14 protein-coding genes are annotated in these 17110 nt (G+C 72.6%); 9 read left to right on the top strand and 5 right to left on the bottom strand.

Annotated features, from left to right (window positions below):
- Nucleotides 1-48: 48 nt before the first annotated feature.
- Both ACPOLA_RS11360 and mshA read right to left on the bottom strand, forming a co-directional pair.
- Nucleotides 49-600 (bottom strand): type III secretion system chaperone family protein, encoded by a 552-nt coding sequence (locus ACPOLA_RS11360; RefSeq protein ID WP_435770543.1) that lies wholly within the window; start codon nt 598-600, stop codon nt 49-51.
- Nucleotides 597-1895 carry a D-inositol-3-phosphate glycosyltransferase gene (mshA, locus tag ACPOLA_RS11355; RefSeq protein WP_435770542.1) on the bottom strand — a complete coding sequence of 433 codons (1299 nt, stop codon included), beginning with the start codon at nt 1893-1895 and terminating at the stop codon, nt 597-599. Before mshA ends, ACPOLA_RS11360 begins: the two co-directional genes overlap by 4 nt.
- Before the next feature lie 96 nt (nt 1896-1991).
- Between mshA and ACPOLA_RS11350 the strand changes: the two genes are divergently transcribed.
- The gene (locus ACPOLA_RS11350) at nt 1992-2732 is read left to right on the top strand and encodes an SDR family NAD(P)-dependent oxidoreductase (protein ID WP_435770541.1); all 741 of its coding nucleotides are present in this window, start codon (nt 1992-1994) and stop codon (nt 2730-2732) included.
- Between the two features lie 427 nt (nt 2733-3159).
- Here ACPOLA_RS11350 and ACPOLA_RS11345 read toward each other — a convergent pair whose 3' ends face one another.
- Complete coding sequence (locus ACPOLA_RS11345) at nt 3160-3849, bottom strand: aspartate/glutamate racemase family protein (protein WP_435770540.1); 690 nt, start codon at nt 3847-3849, stop codon at nt 3160-3162.
- A 172-nt stretch (nt 3850-4021) separates the two neighbouring features.
- On the opposite strand from ACPOLA_RS11345, the gene typA reads away from it, so the two are divergent.
- Both typA and ACPOLA_RS11335 read left to right on the top strand, forming a co-directional pair.
- Nucleotides 4022-5959 carry a translational GTPase TypA gene (typA, locus tag ACPOLA_RS11340; protein WP_435770539.1) on the top strand — a complete coding sequence of 646 codons (1938 nt, stop codon included), beginning with the start codon at nt 4022-4024 and terminating at the stop codon, nt 5957-5959.
- A gap of 120 nt (nt 5960-6079) precedes the next feature.
- Nucleotides 6080-7447 carry an MFS transporter gene (locus tag ACPOLA_RS11335; RefSeq protein WP_435770538.1) on the top strand — a complete coding sequence of 456 codons (1368 nt, stop codon included), beginning with the start codon at nt 6080-6082 and terminating at the stop codon, nt 7445-7447.
- A 66-nt stretch (nt 7448-7513) separates the two neighbouring features.
- Here ACPOLA_RS11335 and ACPOLA_RS11330 read toward each other — a convergent pair whose 3' ends face one another.
- Together ACPOLA_RS11330 and ACPOLA_RS11325 are read right to left on the bottom strand one after the other, a co-directional pair.
- Nucleotides 7514-8599 (bottom strand): hypothetical protein, encoded by a 1086-nt coding sequence (locus ACPOLA_RS11330; protein ID WP_435770537.1) that lies wholly within the window; start codon nt 8597-8599, stop codon nt 7514-7516.
- A 126-nt stretch (nt 8600-8725) separates the two neighbouring features.
- Nucleotides 8726-9832: an ABC transporter ATP-binding protein gene (locus ACPOLA_RS11325; RefSeq protein WP_435770536.1), complete on the bottom strand. Its 1107-nt coding sequence runs from the start codon at nt 9830-9832 to the stop codon at nt 8726-8728.
- 431 nt (nt 9833-10263) lie between these two features.
- Here ACPOLA_RS11325 and ACPOLA_RS11320 point away from each other — a divergent pair, with 431 nt between their 5' ends.
- The 6 genes from ACPOLA_RS11320 (at nt 10264) to ACPOLA_RS11295 (ending at nt 17023) form a co-directional block, all read left to right on the top strand.
- Nucleotides 10264-11505 (top strand): ABC transporter substrate-binding protein, encoded by a 1242-nt coding sequence (locus ACPOLA_RS11320; RefSeq protein ID WP_435770535.1) that lies wholly within the window; start codon nt 10264-10266, stop codon nt 11503-11505.
- A gap of 57 nt (nt 11506-11562) precedes the next feature.
- Nucleotides 11563-12585, top strand: a complete 1023-nt coding sequence (locus ACPOLA_RS11315) for a carbohydrate ABC transporter permease (RefSeq protein ID WP_435770534.1) — start codon at nt 11563-11565, stop codon at nt 12583-12585.
- Nucleotides 12586-12646: 61 nt separating this feature from the next.
- Nucleotides 12647-13471 carry a carbohydrate ABC transporter permease gene (locus tag ACPOLA_RS11310; RefSeq protein WP_435770533.1) on the top strand — a complete coding sequence of 275 codons (825 nt, stop codon included), beginning with the start codon at nt 12647-12649 and terminating at the stop codon, nt 13469-13471.
- The gene (locus ACPOLA_RS11305; protein WP_435770532.1) at nt 13468-14928 is read left to right on the top strand and encodes a glycoside hydrolase family 1 protein; all 1461 of its coding nucleotides are present in this window, start codon (nt 13468-13470) and stop codon (nt 14926-14928) included. The genes ACPOLA_RS11310 and ACPOLA_RS11305 overlap by 4 nt, the downstream gene beginning before the upstream one ends.
- 10 nt (nt 14929-14938) lie before the next feature.
- Entirely contained in the window at nt 14939-15976 is a 1038-nt protein-coding gene (locus tag ACPOLA_RS11300; protein WP_435770531.1) for a LacI family DNA-binding transcriptional regulator, read from the top strand.
- Between the two features lie 42 nt (nt 15977-16018).
- Complete coding sequence (locus tag ACPOLA_RS11295) at nt 16019-17023, top strand: TIGR03617 family F420-dependent LLM class oxidoreductase (RefSeq protein ID WP_435770530.1); 1005 nt, start codon at nt 16019-16021, stop codon at nt 17021-17023.
- Nucleotides 17024-17110: the final 87 nt, after the last annotated feature.

The following is a 17110-nucleotide window of genomic DNA, read 5'->3' as shown; positions in this document are numbered from 1 at the left end:
GAGGTGCCCTCACCCTACGCCAATACGAAACGGAACGGTAGCGTTTTGTTATTCCGCTGCGTCGTCGCGCTTCACCGGGTCCGTGCCGGACTCCAGCCAGCCGCGGAACGCCTCGAGGTTGCGGGTGGACTCGCCCCGGTCGATCCGCCACTGCCACTCCTTGCGGATCGACGTGGCGAACCCCAGCTCGAGGATGGTGTTGAACGACTCGTCGGCGTAGGACAGCACCGACCCGAGCAGCCGGTCGAGGTCGTCCGGCGTCACCGAGGAGAGCGGGAGCCGGGCGTCGAGGTAGATGTCGCCGTGGTGGTCGACACCGAACGCCACGGCGTACATCCGCATGTTGCGCTCGAGGAGCCAGCGGTAGACCCGCTCGTGCTCCTCGTCGGGCCGCCGGCAGACGAAGGCGTGCACGCCCAGCGCGTGCGGCCCGACGTCGAGGCGGACGGGGGTCTGCAGCTTCTTCTCGCCCGGCAGCGAGAGCGTGAAGACGCCGGGCTCCGGCTCCTCGAACTCGATCCCGCTGTCGCGGAGGTGCTGTCGTACGACGTCCGCGGGGCCGGCCGGGTTAGCGGCGGGGCCGGTCTCGGGGCCGGTCACAGGACACCTGCTTCCTGGCGCATCAGCGACTGCGCCCGCTCGTAGACGTCGAGGGTCTGCGCGGCGGTGGCCTCCCAGGAGAACTGCTCGGCCTGGACCAGAGCGCCGGCGGCGAGCCGGTCGCGCAGGGCCGGGTCGCCGACAACCCGCTCGAGCGCGATCGCCCAGTCGTGCGGGTCGTGGCCGTCGACGAGCAGCCCGCTGCGGCCGTCGCGCACCACGGTGGTCAGCCCGCCGACGGCGGCGGCCACGACGGGCGCCCCGCTCGCGTGCGCCTCCGCGGCGACCAGGCCGAAGGACTCGTTGTAGGAGGGCACCGCGACCAGCGTGGCGGCGGCGTACCACCCGGCCAGCTCCTGCTGCGGCACCGGCGGCACGAAGCGGACCACGTCGTCGATCCGGAGCTCCTCGGCGAGGTTGGCCAGCGCGGTGGGGCGCTCCAGGCCGCTGCCCGACGGACCGCCTACGACCGGCACGACGAGGCGTGACCGGAGGTCGGGGCGACGGACCAGGAGCTCGGCCACCGCGCGCAGCAGCACGTCGGGGGCCTTCAGCGGCTGGATCCGACCGGCGAACAGCAGGACCAGCGCGTCGTCCGGCAGCGAGCGCTCACGCCGGACCCGCAGCCGGTCGGCGGCGGAGAGCGGCCGGAACACCGACGTGTCCACGCCCGGGTGCACCACCTCCACGCGGCCGGCCTCGGCGTCGTACAGGTTGATCAGCTGCTTGGCCTCGAGGTCGGTGTTGGCGATGAGCACGTCGGCCGCCTGCACCACCTGCTCCTCGCCGATCACCCGCCCCGGCGGCTCGGGTGTGTCGCCTGCGGCGAGCGCGTCGTTCTTGACCTTCGCCATCGTGTGCATCGAGTGGACCAGCGGCACGCCCCAGCGGTCGCGCGCGAGCGCCCCGACCTGCCCGGAGAGCCAGTAGTGGGCGTGCACGACGTCGTAGTGCCCGGCCGGCATGGCGGCCTCCGCGCGGAGCACCTCGCGGGCGAAGACGCACAGCTGGCCGGGGAGCTGCTCCTTGGTGAGGCCCTCGAACGGTCCGGCGTGCACGTGGCGCACGGTGACCGCCGCGCCGCCCGGCTCTGCGGCGCCCAGCGGCACCACCGGCGCCAGCTGCGAGCTCGTCGCGCGGGTGAAGATGTCGACGTCGATCCCCTGGCCGGCCAGGCGGCGGGCCAGCTCGACGACGTAGACATTCATGCCGCCCGCGTCGCCGGTGCCCGGCTGGTCCAGGGGAGAGGTGTGCAGGCTGATCATGGCGACCCGCCCGATCGAACGCTCCCCCATGCGACTCCCTCCGCGGCGCCAGTCCGTGGCGCCATCCGTCCGCAGCGGTCAACCACCCGGGAGCCGCCGGCATTCCCCGGCGCGCAGAATGAGGCCATGACCACACGCCAGGCAGTCGTGACCGGTGCGTCGAGCGGGATCGGCGCGGCCACCGCCCGCCGCCTCGCCGCAGAGGGCTTCGAGCTCGTCTGCGCCGCACGGCGGGCCGACCGGGTCGAGGCTCTGGCGGCCCAGATCGGCGGCCGGGCCGTCCCCTGCGACGTGACCTCGGCCGCCGACGTGGCACGGCTGGCGGAGGCGGTCGGCCCGCGGCTCGACGTACTAGTGAACAACGCGGGCGGGGCCTACGGACTGACGCCGGTCGCGGAGGCCGACCTCGACCAGTGGCGCCGGATGTACGACGTCAACGTGCTCGGCCTGGCACAGGTCACCAAGGCGCTGCTGCCCGCGCTCGTGGCCAGCGGAGCGGGCGTGGTCGTCAACGTGGGCTCCACCGCCGGGCGGGTGGCCTACGAGGGTGGCGCCGGCTACACCGCCGCCAAGCACGGCACGAAGGTCGTCACCGAGACCCTGCGCCTGGAGCTGTACGACCAGCCGGTCCGGATCTGCGAGGTGGCCCCCGGGATGGTGCACACCGAGGAGTTCTCGCTGAACCGGTTCGGCGGTGACCAGGCGAGGGCCGACGCGGTGTACGCCGGCGTCCCCGACCCCCTCACCGCCGACGACGTCGCCGACGCGATCGCCTGGGTCGCCACCCGCCCGCCCCACGTCAACATCGACGAGCTGGTGATCAAGCCCCGCGCCCAGGCCGCCCAGCACAAGCTCCACCGCCCCTGACCCACGACGTGGCAGGTTTCGGCGCGCGAGGTGGCGGGATCTGGTCCACGAGGTGGCGGGGTTGCACCGCGAGGTGGGAGGTTTCGGCGCGCGAGGTGGCGGGACTTGGCGCACGAGGTGGGAGGTTCCGGCGCGCGAGGTGGCGGGACTTGGCGCACGGGGTGGGAGGTTGTGGCGCGCGAGGTGGCGCATTCGAGGTCGCGAGGTGGCGGAGCTTGCACTCCGAGTGGGCGGGGTTCGACCGGCGGGCGCTCCTGAGCCGGCGGCGTCGTACGCCGGAACCTGCCGCCTCGCGCGCCGGAACCTGCCGCCTCGCGCGCCGGAACCTGCCACCTCGTACGCCGGAACCTGCCACCTCGCGCGCCATAACGTGCCACCTCGCGCGCCGAAACCTCCCACGTCGCGCGCAGAAACCTCCCACCTCGCGCTAGGCGAGGGCGCGGTCGAGGGCAGCGGCGACGTGGAGGGAGGTGCAGGGGAAGACGGGGATCTCGGAGTCGGCCTGGCGGACCAGGAGCTCGAGCTCGGAGCAGCCGAGGATGACGCCGCCGGCGCCGGCGTCCCAGAGCTCGGAGATCATGCCGACGACCTGCTTGCGGGAGTCGTCGAGCACCTTCCCGTGGACGAGCTCGTCGTAGATGATCCGGTTGAGCTCGTCGTGCTCGGCGGCGTCCGGGACGAGGACCTCGAGCCCGTGCGAGGCGATCCGGTCGGTGAAGAACGTGCGGGACATGGCGAACCGGGTGCCGAGCAGCGCCACCGACTCGACCTCCTGCTCCTTGCACGCCTCGGCCACGACGTCGCCGAGGTGCAGCAGCGGGATGCGTACGGCGTCCTGCACCTGCTCCGCGACGCGGTGGAACGTCGTCGTGCACAGCATCAGGAAGTCCGCACCCGCGCGCTCGACGGACTGCGCGGCGCCGCGCAGCACCTCGGCCACGCCGTCCCAGTCCTCCGCCTCCTGCAGCGCGGTGACCTCGGCGAAGTCGACGGAGGCCAGCACGGTGCGGGCGGAGTGGAGACCGCCGAGCCGGTTCTCGACGCCGCGGTTCAGGGCCTCGTAGTAGGCCGCGCTGCTCTCCCAGGACATCCCGCCGACAAGCCCGATGGTCTGCATGCCCGAAGTGTTACCCATCACTCGGCGAGGTAGCCAGCCGCCTCCGGCCGCGGACACCTCTCCGCGCGGATGTGAGGAGCCGACGGCCGCGCCGTTAGGCTGGACGACGGCCCGCGCGCGCCCGCCCGCGGTCAGGCCAGACGACCTTCGACGAGAGCGACGCCGTACTCCCATGTCTTCCGCTGTGTCCGAGTCCGGACGATCCCGCCGCAACGATCTCCGCAACGTCGCCATCGTGGCGCACGTCGACCACGGCAAGACCACCCTCGTCGACGCGATGCTGCACCAGGCCGGCGCGTTCAGCGCCCACCAGGCCGAGGGCGTCGCCGAGCGGGTGATGGACTCCGGCGACCTCGAGCGCGAGAAGGGCATCACCATCCTCGCGAAGAACACCGCGGTCCACTACCGCGGTCCCTCCGCGCAGGAGATGCTCGGCGAGGACGCCGCCAACGGGATGGTGATCAACATCATCGACACCCCCGGCCACGCCGACTTCGGAGGCGAGGTCGAGCGCGGCCTGTCGATGGTCGACGGCATCGTGCTCCTCGTCGACGCGTCCGAGGGCCCGCTGCCCCAGACCCGCTTCGTGCTGCGCAAGGCCCTCAATGCCGACATGCCGGTGATCCTGGTGGTCAACAAGACCGACCGTGGCGACGCGCGGATCGACGAGGTCGTCGACGAGACCTACGAGCTGTTCATGGACCTGCTCGACGAGAACCACAGCCAGGACGCGCTCGACTTCCCGGTCGTCTACGCGTCCGGCAAGGCGGGCATCGCGTCGCGGAAGAAGCCGGAGAACGGCACGCTGCCCGAGGGCAGCGACCTGGAGCCGCTCTTCCGCACCATCCTCGAGACCATCCCCGCGCCCGAGTACGACGAGGGCGCGCCGCTGCAGGCCCACGTCACCAACCTCGACGCCTCGCCGTTCCTGGGTCGGCTCGCGCTGCTGCGGGTCAAGCAGGGCACGCTGAAGAAGGGCCAGCAGGTCGCCTGGATCCAGCGCGACGGCGCCGTCAAGAACGTCAAGATCACCGAGCTGCTGATCACCGAGGGCCTGGAGCGCAAGCCGGGCGAGAAGGCCGGCCCCGGCGACATCGTGGCGGTGGCCGGCATCCCCGACATCACCATCGGCGAGACGCTGGCCGACCCGGAGAACCCGGTCGCCCTGCCGCTGATCCACGTGGACGAGCCGGCGATCTCGATGACGATCGGCACCAACACCAGCCCGCTGGTCGGCAAGGGCGGCAAGGGCCACAAGGTCACCGCGCGACTGGTCAAGGACCGTCTCGACGCCGAGCTGATCGGCAACGTGTCGCTGCGCGTCCTCCCGACCGAGCGCCCCGACGCCTGGGAGGTGCAGGGCCGCGGGGAGCTCGCGCTGGCGATCCTCGTCGAGCAGATGCGCCGTGAGGGCTACGAGCTGACCGTCGGCAAGCCGCAGGTGGTCACCCGCGAGATCGACGGCAAGCTGCACGAGCCGTTCGAGCGGCTGACCATCGACGCGCCCGAGGAGTTCCTCGGCACCATCACCGAGCTTCTCGCCAACCGCAAGGGCCGGATGGAGGGCATGACCAACCACGGCACCGGCTGGGTGCGGATGGAGTTCATCGTCCCGGCCCGTGGCCTGATCGGCTTCCGCACCGACTTCCTCACCGAGACGCGCGGCACCGGCATCGCGCACTCGATCTCCGAGGGCTACTTCCCCTGGGCCGGCGAGATCCGCTCCCGCCAGTCCGGCTCGCTGGTCGCCGACCGCGCCGGCGCCGCCACCGCCTACGCGATGACGTCGCTGCAGGAGCGCGGCGTGCTGTTCGTCGAGCCCGGCACCGAGGTCTACGAGGGCATGATCGTCGGCGAGAACTCCCGCGCCGACGACATGGACGTCAACATCACCAAGGAGAAGCAGCAGACCAACATCCGGTCCGCCACCTCCGACAACTTCGAGAAGCTGATCCCGCCGAAGAAGCTGTCGCTCGAGCAGTGCCTGGAGTTCTGCCGCGAGGACGAGTGCGTGGAGATCACGCCGGAGACCGTGCGCATCCGGAAGGTCAACCTCGACGCCAACGAGCGCGCGAAGATGGCCAGCCGGGCCCGCAAGGCGAACAAGTAGACCCAGGGCGACCGTCGCTGAGCGGCTGTCGAGCCGGCCACCGCCGGCCTTCCAGTCGGGCCGGCCGGGGCGCCGCGGCAGCCGCCTCCGCGCCCGCGGCCACAGGAGGAGGACGCGACCGTGCCCGGGACCGAGCGCCCCGCCAACGGGCTGTTCGCCACCCTCGCCGCGATCGCCATCGTCGCCGCGGTCGTCAGCAGCCTCGGCGCCCCGCTCGTCCCGAGCATCGCGGCCGCCCACGACATCCCGATCAGCACCGCCCAGTGGCTGCTCACTGCCACCCTGATCTCGGCGGCCGCGGCGACGCCGGTGCTCGGCCGGTGGGCGTCCGGTCGAGCGCGCCGGCCGGTCGTGATCGGCTCGCTGGGCGTCGTACTCCTGGGGACGGTGGTGTCCGCCCTGCCGCTGGGCATCGGGCCGATGATCGCCGGCCGTGCCTTGCAGGGTGCCGGGCTCGCCGTGGCGCCCGTCGCGCTCGCGGTGGCCCGGGACTCCTGGACCGGCGCCCGGCTGGCGTCCCGGCTCTCGCTGCTGTCGGTCGCGACGGTCGCCGGCGCGGGCCTGGGCTATCCGCTGACCGCGGTGGTCGCCGAGCAGCTCGGGATTGCCGGTGCGTTCTGGTTCTGTGCAGTGCTCGTCGCGGCGACCATCGCACTCGCCGTCCGGCACCTGCCGCGCGACGCCGACGGCGAGCCACAGCCCGTCGACCTGGCCAGCGTCGCCCTGGTCTCGAGCGGCATGGCCGCCGTGCTGCTCGCGGTCAGCCAGGGTGAGAGCTGGGGCTGGAGGTCGGCACCGGTGCTCCTCACGGCGGGCGGCGGCCTCACCCTGCTCGGGGGCTGGATCGGGCGGACCGGAGCGGTCAGCCGGAGCGGCGGCCACCCGCTCGTCGACCTCCGGCTCGCCGGCCGTCGCGGCTTGCTGGGTCCGCACGTCGTGGCCTTCGCGCTCGGCGTCGGCATGTACGGCCTGCTCACCATCGTGGTGCTCCTCGTGCGCGCCGACGGCAGCGACGGGTGGGGACTCGGGGCAGGGGTGACCGCCGCGGGTCTGGTGCTCGTGCCCTACTCGCTGATGAGCGTCTCCGGCAGCCGAGTGGCGCTGCGGGTCGCGCGCCGGTTCGGTGGCCAGGTGCTGCTGCCGCTGGGATGTGCGGTGTTCGCCTCGTCGCTGGTGCTGCTCGCTGTGAGCCACGACCGGCTGTGGCAGGCGCTGCTCGCGATGGCGGTCGGCGGTCTGGGCAGCGGGTTCACCTTCTCGTCCCTCGCCATGCTGGTCGTGCCCCACGTGCCGCACGCAGAGACGGGCAGCGCCCTGTCCTTCAACCAGCTCCTGCGCTACCTCGGGTTCTCCGTCGGCTCCGCCGTCAGCGTCGCGCTCCTGCAGCTGTACGGCGGCGACGCGGCCGCCTTCCGCGCGACGGCCCTCACCCTGGCGGGCGTCTGCCTGGCCGCCGGGGCTGCTGCCGTGGCGGACGCTCGCCGCTGAGCCGGCGCCCCAACAGAATCTGTCGCCTTCTCCGCGGATCGACGACGAGAACTGTTGGGGCGCGCGTCAGCGGGAGAGCCAGCGAGCCCGTTGCTCCGGAGTCAGGGCGCGACGGGCGGCGACGGTGGAGGTGTCGGGCCAGCCGTCGGGACGGGCCAGGGTCCACCTCGTACGACGCCCGCCCGGCGTCCGACCCGGTGTCCGACCCGGCGCGGGACCCGGTGCGGGACCCGGTGCGGGACCCGCCCCTCGCGCCGCCGCCCGGCGGTAGGCCGCGTCCAGGCGACGCTCGAAGGAGTGCCCGTCCCGGAGGTCGGTGGAGATCATCGCGACGGTCTCCAGGCCCAGCTCGCGGCACAGCTCCTCGCGGTCGAGGTCGCGACGGCGCACCCGGACCTCGTCGTGCACCACGCCGTCGTACTCCCCGGCGACGCCGGCCTCCGGGTCGAGCAGGTCCGGCGTCAGCAGGTGGTTGCCGTCGAGGTCGAACACCGGCGCGTTGCACAGTGGGCGCCGTCCGGTCCGCGCGAGCCAGCGCAGGCGCATGGTGACCTCCATCGGCGACCAGGCGTTCTCGTCGGCGAGCGCAAGCGCCGAACGGAGCCGACGCGTGTGCTGACGGGGACCGAGGCGCTCGGCGTACCTCATCAGCGCAGCAAGATCGACGAGGTCGGCCGCCAGCGCCATGTCGACCACCTGCACCGCCTCCTCGAGCCCCCGGGCGCGGCGGGCGGCCCAGGAGACCGACCGCGCCGGGCGGGTGATGGGCAGGCCGTCGACCTCGACCACGTCGTCGTCGAAGAGCCAGTCGTGGCTGTAGTGCACGCCTGCGCGGCGGACCCGGGAAGCCGCATCGCCCAGGGACACCGGCACCGGCAGTGGTGTGTCGTCCGCCGCCCGGCCACCGAACCACCGGGCTCCCTGCCAGTGGAGGGCCGCCCACCCGGTGGCGGCCGAGCCGTCCGGCGCGCCGGCGACCGCCTCGACGATCCGCTGCTCAGTGGTCCGCTCGACGCCGGCCGGGACGAAGCGCCCGGGCGAGGTGGTGCGCCAGCCCGGGCCGCGCGCCCGTCCCGGGGTGGGGCCGGCGACGCCGAGGGGGTCGACGGCCACGGGCGTCACCACTCCGGCCCGGGTGAGATGGAGCTGCATCGCCCCAGGATCGGGCCGCCTGGGCCGCGGCCGCCGAGCTCCTCCACAGGCGTGGCGCGGCAACCGCCGCGCCTCAACGGTTTTCGCGCTCCGCAGCGCCGATTCGCTACAAACTCTGTTGGTGCGTCAGTTCAACCGAAGCCCGCTGCCGGTGTCGAAGACGTGTACGGCGGCGGGGTCGGCGACGAGGCGGACCTCCTGGCCGCGGTGGAGGCCGGTGCGGCCGTCCACCCTGGCGACGACCTGGGGCACCATCTCGCCGGCGGGGCGGTCGGCGATGGAGAAGCTGGCGGGGGTCGCGTAGAGGTAGGCGTCGGCACCCAGCTCCTCCACGACCTGCACCGTGACCGGGTAGCCGGCCTCGTCGGGGCCGGCGAGCCGCCACGACTCGGGCCGGATGCCGAGCGTGACCTCGCCGGACGAGGCCGCCGCCACCGACCGCGGCAGGGGGATCTCCACCCCGTCGACGAGGGCCGCGCCGTCGCCGGCGGTCGAGCCGGTGAGCAGGTTCATCGCCGGTGAGCCGATGAAACCGGCCACGAAGACGTTGGCCGGGCGGTCGTAGAGCGCCAGCGGCGTGTCGACCTGCTGGAGCAGCCCGTCCTTGAGGACGGCGACCCGGTCGCCCATCGTCATCGCCTCCACCTGGTCGTGGGTGACGTAGACGGTGGTGACGCCGAGCCGGCGCTGGAGGGCGGCGATCTGGGTGCGGGTGGAGACCCGGAGCTTGGCGTCGAGGTTGGACAGCGGCTCGTCCATGCAGAAGACCTGCGGCTGCCGCACGATGGCCCGGCCCATCGCGACCCGCTGGCGCTGGCCGCCGGAGAGCGCCTTCGGCTTGCGATCGAGCATCTCGGTCAGGTCGAGCAGCTCGGCGGCCGCTCGCACCCGCTCGCGCCGCTCGGCCTTGGGCACACCCGCGATCCGCAGCGCGAAGCCCATGTTGTCGGCCACCGTCAGGTGGGGGTAGAGCGCGTAGTTCTGAAAGACCATGGCGATGTCGCGGTCCTTCGGCGCGACGTCGGTGACCTCCTGGTCACCGATCCACACCGAGCCGGACGTGATGTCCTCCAACCCCGCCAGCATCCGCAGCGACGTCGACTTGCCACATCCGGACGGCCCGACGAGCACCATGAACTCGCCGTCTTCGATGGTCAGGTCGAGCTCGTCGACCGCCGGACGATCGGCTCCGGGGTAGACGTGCGACGCCTTCTCGAACCGCACCTGCGCCATGATCGCTCCTCTCCGCGGCCAGGGTCCGGCCGGTGACGCCGCTCACAGTAGGCCACCGTCCGCCTGCCGTCTACTGGAAGCGCTTCCACATTCCGAGCCGCCTCAACGCGCCTGCGCCAGCCACCCTTGACCGCCTGATGTGACCCATGTCATGGTGTGCGAGCCACGACGGATGGAAGCGCTCTCACGCTGCATCCTCAGTCACACCCTCAACACACCCCTCCACCCTCACCGCGTCACCGAGGAGCCCCACCGTGCACCACACCCGCCGCGGACCGCTGCAGCGGTCCCCCCCCCCCCCCCCCCCCCCCCCCCCCCCCCCCCCCCCCCCCCCCCCCCCCCCCCCCCCCCCCCCCCCCCCCCCCCCCCCCACCACCGCCGGCCTCCGCCGGACCACCCGCTACCTCGCCGCCGGCGCGGTCACCACCCTCGTGCTCGGGCTGACCGCCGCCTGCGGCGGCTCCGACGACCCCACCGAGTCGGCGGAGCAGAAGAAGCTCGGCGAGGGCGAGACCCTCACCATCACCACCTTCGGCGAGTTCGGCTACGACGCCCTCATCGAGGAGTGGAACGCCGAGAACCCCGACATCCAGGTCGAGCAGACCAAGGTCTCGCTCTGGGACGACTGGAAGAACGAGCTCAACACCTTGCTGCAGGCCAACGAGGGCCTTCCCGACGTCGTCGCCGTCGAGGGCGACTTCATCCCCGCCCTCGTGGCCGCACCCGAGCGGTGGGTCGACCTCTCCCAGGACGAGGTCGAGGGCCGCTGGCTCGACTTCAAGGTCGAGGCCGCGACCACGCCCGACGGCGAGCTGGTCGGCTACGCGACCGACGCCGGCCCCGAGGCGATCTGCTACCGCGCCGACCTCTTCGAGAAGGCCGGTCTGCCCACCGACCGCGAGGAGGTCGCCGAGCTGATGACCACCTGGGACGACTACTTCGCGCTCGGTGAGCGGTTCGTCGCCGAGGTCCCCGGCAGCAAGTGGTACGACGCCAGCGGCTCCATCGCCCAGGCGATGCTCAACCAGGTGGAGCACCCCTTCGAGCGGGCCGACAACACCGTCGACGTCGACAACGAGGAGCTCCGCGAGGTCTACGAGACCGTGAGCGCCAACTCCGCGAAGCTGTCGACCCAGGCGGCGCAGTGGAGCGACGACTGGACGGCCGGCTTCAAGAACGACGGCTTCGCCACGATCCCGTGCCCGGGCTGGATGCGCAGCAACATCCGCGACAACACCGGCGACCCGGCCCCGAAGGGCGTCGTGTGGGACATCGCCGACGTCTTCCCGGGCGGCGGCGGCAACTGGGGCGGCTCCTACCTGGCCATCCCGAAGTCCTCGCCGCACCAGGCGGAGGCGCTGGAGTTCATCACCTGGATCACCGCGCCCGAGCAGCAGCTGAAGATCTTCAAGTCCCTGGGCAACTTCCCCTCGCAGGTCGAGGCCCTGGAGGATCCCGCGCTGCTGGAGACCCGTGACGAGTACTTCAACAACGCGCCGGCCGGCGAGATCTTCTCCAACCGGGCCGAGGCGATCGAGGTGCAGCCCTACCACGGACCGCTCTACTCCGACATCCTCGGGAAGTTCCAGGACGCCATCAACCGGGTGGACCAGGGCACCGACCCCGACAAGTCGTGGGAGACGTTCCTCTCCGAGGTCGAGTCGCTGCAGTGACGTCCGGCTGACCCCGGGACCGACCAGACCACTGCGACAAGGGATCCGACTCCACCCATGAGCACCCAGCACCGCGCCGCCGGAGGCACCGCCACCGCGGAGCCTCCGGCGGACGGCGCGCCCGCACCCCGCCGTACGGCCGAGGGGCGCGACCGCGCCCGACTCGTCCGCCGCCAGCGCAGGTCCCGCTGGGACCTGAGGCTCTCGCCCTACCTCTACGTCTCGCCGTTCTTCGTGCTCTTCGCACTGGTGGGGCTCTACCCGCTGCTCTACACCGGCTACCTGTCCCTGTTCGACTGGAACCGCGCCTACTACGTGCGGGGCGAGTTCGTGGGCCTGGAGAACTACCGGTTCGTGCTGACCGACCCGGTGTTCCAGAAGTCGCTGGTCAACACCTTCTCCATCTTCCTGATGTCCTCGGTGCCCCAGGTCGTGCTCGCCGTCGCGGTCGCCGCCCTCCTCGACCGGCGGCTGCGGGCCAGCGCGCTCTGGCGGATGAGCGTGCTGCTGCCGTTCGTCGTGGCGCCCGCCGCCGCGGTGCTGATCTTCGGCAGCCTCTTCGCCGACCAGTACGGCGTCGTCAACGGCATCCTCGAGCGGATCGGCCTCGAGCCGGTGCGCTGGCACGTCGACCGGTGGTGGAGCCACTTCGCCATCGCCGGGATGGTCAACTGGCGCTGGACCGGCTACAACGCGCTGATCTTCCTCGCCGCGATGCAGGCGGTGCCGCGCGACCTCTACGAGGCCGCCGCGCTCGACGGCGCGGGGCGCATCCGCCAGTTCTTCGCCGTGACCCTGCCGCTGATCCGGCCGACGATGATCTTCGTCGTCATCACCAGCACCATCGGCGGGCTCCAGATCTTCACCGAGCCGCGACTGTTCGACAACACCCCCAACCGCGAGGGCGGCCCGGACCACCAGTACATGACCTCGACGCTCTACATCTACGTCAAGGGCATCGAGGACCAGTTCTACGGCCGCGCGTCCGCGGCGGCCTGGATCCTCTTCCTGGTGATCCTCACGATCGCGGTGCTGAACTTCGTGATCACCCGCTGGGCCACCCGGAGGAGCGCGGCATGAACGCAGCCCCGGAGCTCCTCCCCCGCCGGACCCTCCGGCACGACCTCGCGGAGGCCTCGCGATGAACCGCCGTCCGGGCTTCGTCGTCTACGGCCTGCTCGCCGGCTTCGTGGTCGGCTCGGCGCTGCCGCTCTACTGGTCCTTCGTCATCGGCTCCCACACCAAGGGAGCGGCGGGCGACTTCCCGCCGCCCATCCTCCCGGGCGGTCACTTCATCGAGAACGCCCGCCGGGTGCTCCACACCGTCGACTTCTGGCAGGCGCTCCTCAACAGCGTGCTGGTGTCCACGGCGTGCGCGACGTCGGTGGTGTTCTTCTCCACGCTCGCGGGCTACTCCTTCGCCAAGCTGCGCTTCCGCGGCAGCAACGCCCTGATGGGCTTCGTCGTGCTCACGATGGCGGTGCCGACGCAGCTGGCGATCGTGCCCCTGTTCATCCTGATGCGCGACTACAACCTGCTCGACACCCTCGTCGCGGTGGCGCTGCCGACGCTGGTGACCGCGTTCGGCGTGTTCTTCATGCGGCAGTACCTCCTCGACGCCGTACCCGACGAGCTGATCGAGGCGGCACGGATGGACGGCTGCACGATGCTGCGCACCTTCTGGACCGTGGCGGTGCCCGCGGCGCGCCCGGCGATGGCCATCCTCTTCCTCTTCACGTTCATGCAGGTGTGGACCGACTACATGTGGCCGCTCGTCGCGCTGCAGCGCACCGAGACCCTGCAGATCGCCCTCGACCGCCTGGCGCTCACCGGTCAGGGACAGACCACCGACTACGCGCTGGTTCTCGCCGGCACGGGCATGGCGACGATCCCGTTGCTGCTGCTCTTCGTCCTCGCCGGGCGACAGCTGGTCGCCGGCATCATGCAAGGAGCAGTGAAGGGATGACCCACGACCAGTCCGTCCAGTTCCCGGAGGGGTTCCTCTGGGGAGCGGCCACCGCGGCCTACCAGATCGAGGGAGCCGCGGACGACGACGGCCGCACGCCCTCGATCTGGGACACCTTCAGCCGGGTGCCGGGCGCGATCCTCAACGGCGACACCGGCGACGTGGCCTGCGACCACTACCACCGGGTGCCCGAGGACGTCGCGCTGATGCGCGAGCTCGGCCTGGGCTCCTACCGCTTCTCCGTCGCCTGGCCGCGCGTGCGCCCCGACGGCGGCGCGCCCAACCAGAAGGGCCTCGACTTCTACGCCCGGCTCGTCGACGAGCTCCTCGACAACGGCATCACCCCCTGGGTGACGCTCTACCACTGGGACCTCCCCCAGGCCCTGGAGGACCGGGGCGGCTGGCTCGAGCGCGACACGGCCGAGCGGTTCCGCGACTACGCCACGACCGTGCACGACGCCCTCGGCGACCGGGTCCACCACTGGACCACCCTCAACGAGCCGTGGTGCTCGGCCTTCCTCGGCTACACCGGCGGGCAGCACGCCCCCGGGCGGCAGGAGGGCGTCGCCGGACTAGTGGCCGCGCACCACCTGATGCTGGGGCACGGGCTGGCCGTGGACGCGCTCCGCGCGAGCGCCGGGCCGGCCGGCCTCTCGCTCGGCATCACCCTCAACCTGACGGTCGCCGAGCCGTTCGACCCGGCCGAGCCGGCCGACGTCGACGCCGGCGAGCGGGTGGACCTGCTCTGGAACAAGGTGTTCCTCGACCCCCTCCTCCGCGGTGCGTACGACGCCCGGCTGGCCGCGCGCACCGCGGACATGTCCTGGCAGGGGCGGCCCTGGGAGGCCGTGGTGCAGGAGGGCGACCTCGCGGTGATCAGCACACCGCTGGACGTGCTGGGCGTGAACTACTACCACGGTGACGCAGCGTCCGGCCGGTCCCACCCGGCCGAGGAGCTGCTCGGCTCGGAGGTCCAGCACCCGTCCCGGCCGACCGTCTCGCCGTTCCCGGGGGGCGACGACATCTGCTTCCCGCGGCGCGGCCTGCCGGTGACCGGGATCGGCTGGGAGGTGCAGCCGGAGGGCCTGACCCGGCTGCTGCGGCGGCTGCGGGACGACTACGACGCGCCGCCCATCTACGTCACCGAGAACGGCGCCGCCTATCCCGACGTGGTGGGTGCCGACGGCTCCGTGGAGGACCCCGAGCGACTGGCCTACCTCGACCAGCACCTGCGTGCGGTGCACGCCGCGATGCAGGACGGCGTCGACGTACGGGGCTACTTCGCGTGGTCGCTGCTCGACAACTTCGAGTGGGCCTACGGCTACGACCAGCGTTTCGGCATCGTGCACGTCGACTACGCCACGCAGCAGCGGACGCCCAAGGCGAGCGCCCGCTGGTACGCCCAGGTGACGCGGACCGGTCGGCTTCCCGGCGTCGCGGTGGAGACGGGGCGATAGCGTGCCGCGGGTGAGCCAGCCCCCCGGTGACGCCGGCCCGGGTCAGGCCCCCACTCTGGACGAGGTGGCGCGCCTGGCCGGGGTCTCCCGCGCCACCGCCTCCCGCGCGATCAACGGCGGCAACCGGGTGTCCCCGGCCGCGCAGGCCGCCGTCGCGGCCGCCGTCGAGTCGCTCGGCTACGCGCCCAACCCGGCGGCCCGCAGCCTGGTCACGCGTCGCACCGACTCGGTCGCCGTGGTGGTGCCCGAGCCCGACGAGCGGGTCTTCTCCGACCCGTTCTTCGTCCACACCCTCCGCAGCGTCAACCGGGTGCTGGCGGCGCGCGACCTCCAGCTGGTGCTGCTGCTGGCCCGGCAGGGCGACGAGGAGCGCCGGGTGCTGCGCTACCTGCGCAAGCGGCACATCGACGGGGCGATCGTGGTCTCCCACCACTCCGGCGACCGGCTCGCCGAGCACCTCGCCGCGCTCGGGCTGCCGTGCGCGTTCGTCGGCCGGCCGTGGACCGGTGCCGACAAGGTGCCCTACGTCGACACCGACAACGCTGCCGGTGCGCGGCTCGCCACCGGCCGCCTCGTCGACCGGGGCTGCCGACGGATCGGCACGGTCGCCGGGCCCGCCGACATGGCCGCGGGGGTGGACCGGCTGGAGGGCTGGCGGACCGCGCTCCGGGAGGCGGGGATGCCCGACGATGCCGTCGAGGTGGGCGACTTCACCGAGTCCGGTGGCGCCGCCGCGCTGCGCACCCTGCTCGACCGCGTGCCCGACCTGGACGGCCTGTTCGTCGCCTCGGACCTGATGGCCGCCGGCGCCCTCCGCGTGCTGGCCGAGCTCGGCAGGCGGGTGCCGCAGGACGTCGCCGTGGTCGGCTACGACGACCTGGGCGTCGCCGACCGCACGAGCCCCCCGCTCACCACGGTCCGGCAGCCGATCGGCGACATGGCCGAGCAGGCGACCCGGATGCTGCTGGAGCAGATCGAGGACGGCCGCGCGCCGCAGGCGATCCGGGTGATCTTCCCGCCGACGATGGTGGAGCGGGCCAGCGCCTGACCGCGGCCGCGAGGGGACGCCTCGCTGCGCCATGATGTCGGCATGCTGCTCGACCTCCAGCTCGACGGACGCCCCGACCAGGCCCTCGCGCGGGCGCGGGAGCTCACCGAGGCCGGCGCCGACGGGCTGTTCACGTTCGAGGGGCCGCACGACGTCTTCCTCCCGCTGGCCGCGGTCGCCGGCCACGTCCGGACCGACCTGATGACCAACGTCGCGATCGCGATGCCCCGCTCACCCATGCACCTGGCCCACACGGCCTGGGACCTGCAGCTGATGTCCGGCGGCCGGTTCCGGCTCGGGCTCGGCTCGCAGATCCGCCCCCACATCGAGAAGCGGTACGGCGCCCGCTGGTCGCCCCCGGCGGCGCGGATGCGGGAGGTGGTGCTGGCGGTCAAGGCCATCCTGGCCTCCTGGCAGGACGGGACCCGCCTGGAGTTCCGGGGCGAGCACACGACGCACACCCTGATGCCCCCGACGTTCGTCCCCGGCCCCAACCCGCACGGCAGCCCGCCGGTGCTCCTCGGAGCCCTGGGGCCGGTGATGACGCGCACCGCGGCCGAGGTGGCCGACGGGCTGCTGGTGATGCCCTTCCACAGCCACCGGCACTTCCGCGAGCGCACCCTGCCGGCGGTGGCCGAGGGTCTGCAGCGCTCCGGCCGGTCACGCCGCGACTTCCGGGTGCTGCCGCAGGCGATCGTCGCGATGGGCCGGACCGAGGAGGAGATGGCGGCCGCGACGGCCGGGGTGCGCGGCCTGCTCGCCTTCTACGGCTCCACGCCCGCCTACCGGCCGGTGCTCGACGTCGAGGGCTGGGGCCAGCTGCAGCCCGAGCTCAACCGGCTCTCGAAGGAGGGCGACCTCGCCGCCATGTTCGGCCTGGTCAGCGACGAGCTGATGGCGACCGTCGCGGTGGTCGGCACGCCCGAGGAGTGCGCCGCCGAGATCCGGAAGCGCTTCGCCGACGAGGCCGACCGCGTATGCGCCTACTTCCCCGGCTACCAGCCTGCGGGCGACCAGGTCGCCGCGCTCGCCTCGGGACTTCGCTGAATCCACGACTCGACTTCGCAGAACGCACGCATCCGGCGGTGGTTGGTGGCACACTCCCCTCTGCCGGCCGTGCACCCCACCGCGGCC

The sequence above is a fragment of the Nocardioides proteolyticus genome (genome assembly GCF_051280635.3).
Taxonomy (GTDB): Bacteria; Actinomycetota; Actinomycetes; order Propionibacteriales; family Nocardioidaceae; genus Nocardioides.
Note: the sequence above shows the minus strand (reverse complement) of the source record. Positions and strands in the feature narration are given on the sequence as shown.

Excerpts from the sequence above, each read along its gene's own strand:
- mshA (WP_435770542.1), bottom strand. The coding sequence starts at position 1,895 with ATGGGGGAGCGTTCGATCGGGCGGGTCGCCATGATCAGCCTGCACACC.
- ACPOLA_RS11350 (WP_435770541.1), top strand. The coding sequence starts at position 1,992 with ATGACCACACGCCAGGCAGTCGTGACCGGTGCGTCGAGCGGGATCGGC.
- ACPOLA_RS11345 (WP_435770540.1), bottom strand. The coding sequence starts at position 3,849 with ATGCAGACCATCGGGCTTGTCGGCGGGATGTCCTGGGAGAGCAGCGCG.
- typA (WP_435770539.1), top strand. The coding sequence starts at position 4,022 with ATGTCTTCCGCTGTGTCCGAGTCCGGACGATCCCGCCGCAACGATCTC.
- ACPOLA_RS11330 (WP_435770537.1), bottom strand. The coding sequence starts at position 8,599 with ATGCAGCTCCATCTCACCCGGGCCGGAGTGGTGACGCCCGTGGCCGTC.
- ACPOLA_RS11325 (WP_435770536.1), bottom strand. The coding sequence starts at position 9,832 with ATGGCGCAGGTGCGGTTCGAGAAGGCGTCGCACGTCTACCCCGGAGCC.
- ACPOLA_RS11315 (WP_435770534.1), top strand. The coding sequence starts at position 11,563 with ATGAGCACCCAGCACCGCGCCGCCGGAGGCACCGCCACCGCGGAGCCT.
- ACPOLA_RS11310 (WP_435770533.1), top strand. The coding sequence starts at position 12,647 with ATGAACCGCCGTCCGGGCTTCGTCGTCTACGGCCTGCTCGCCGGCTTC.
- ACPOLA_RS11305 (WP_435770532.1), top strand. The coding sequence starts at position 13,468 with ATGACCCACGACCAGTCCGTCCAGTTCCCGGAGGGGTTCCTCTGGGGA.
- ACPOLA_RS11295 (WP_435770530.1), top strand. The coding sequence starts at position 16,019 with ATGCTGCTCGACCTCCAGCTCGACGGACGCCCCGACCAGGCCCTCGCG.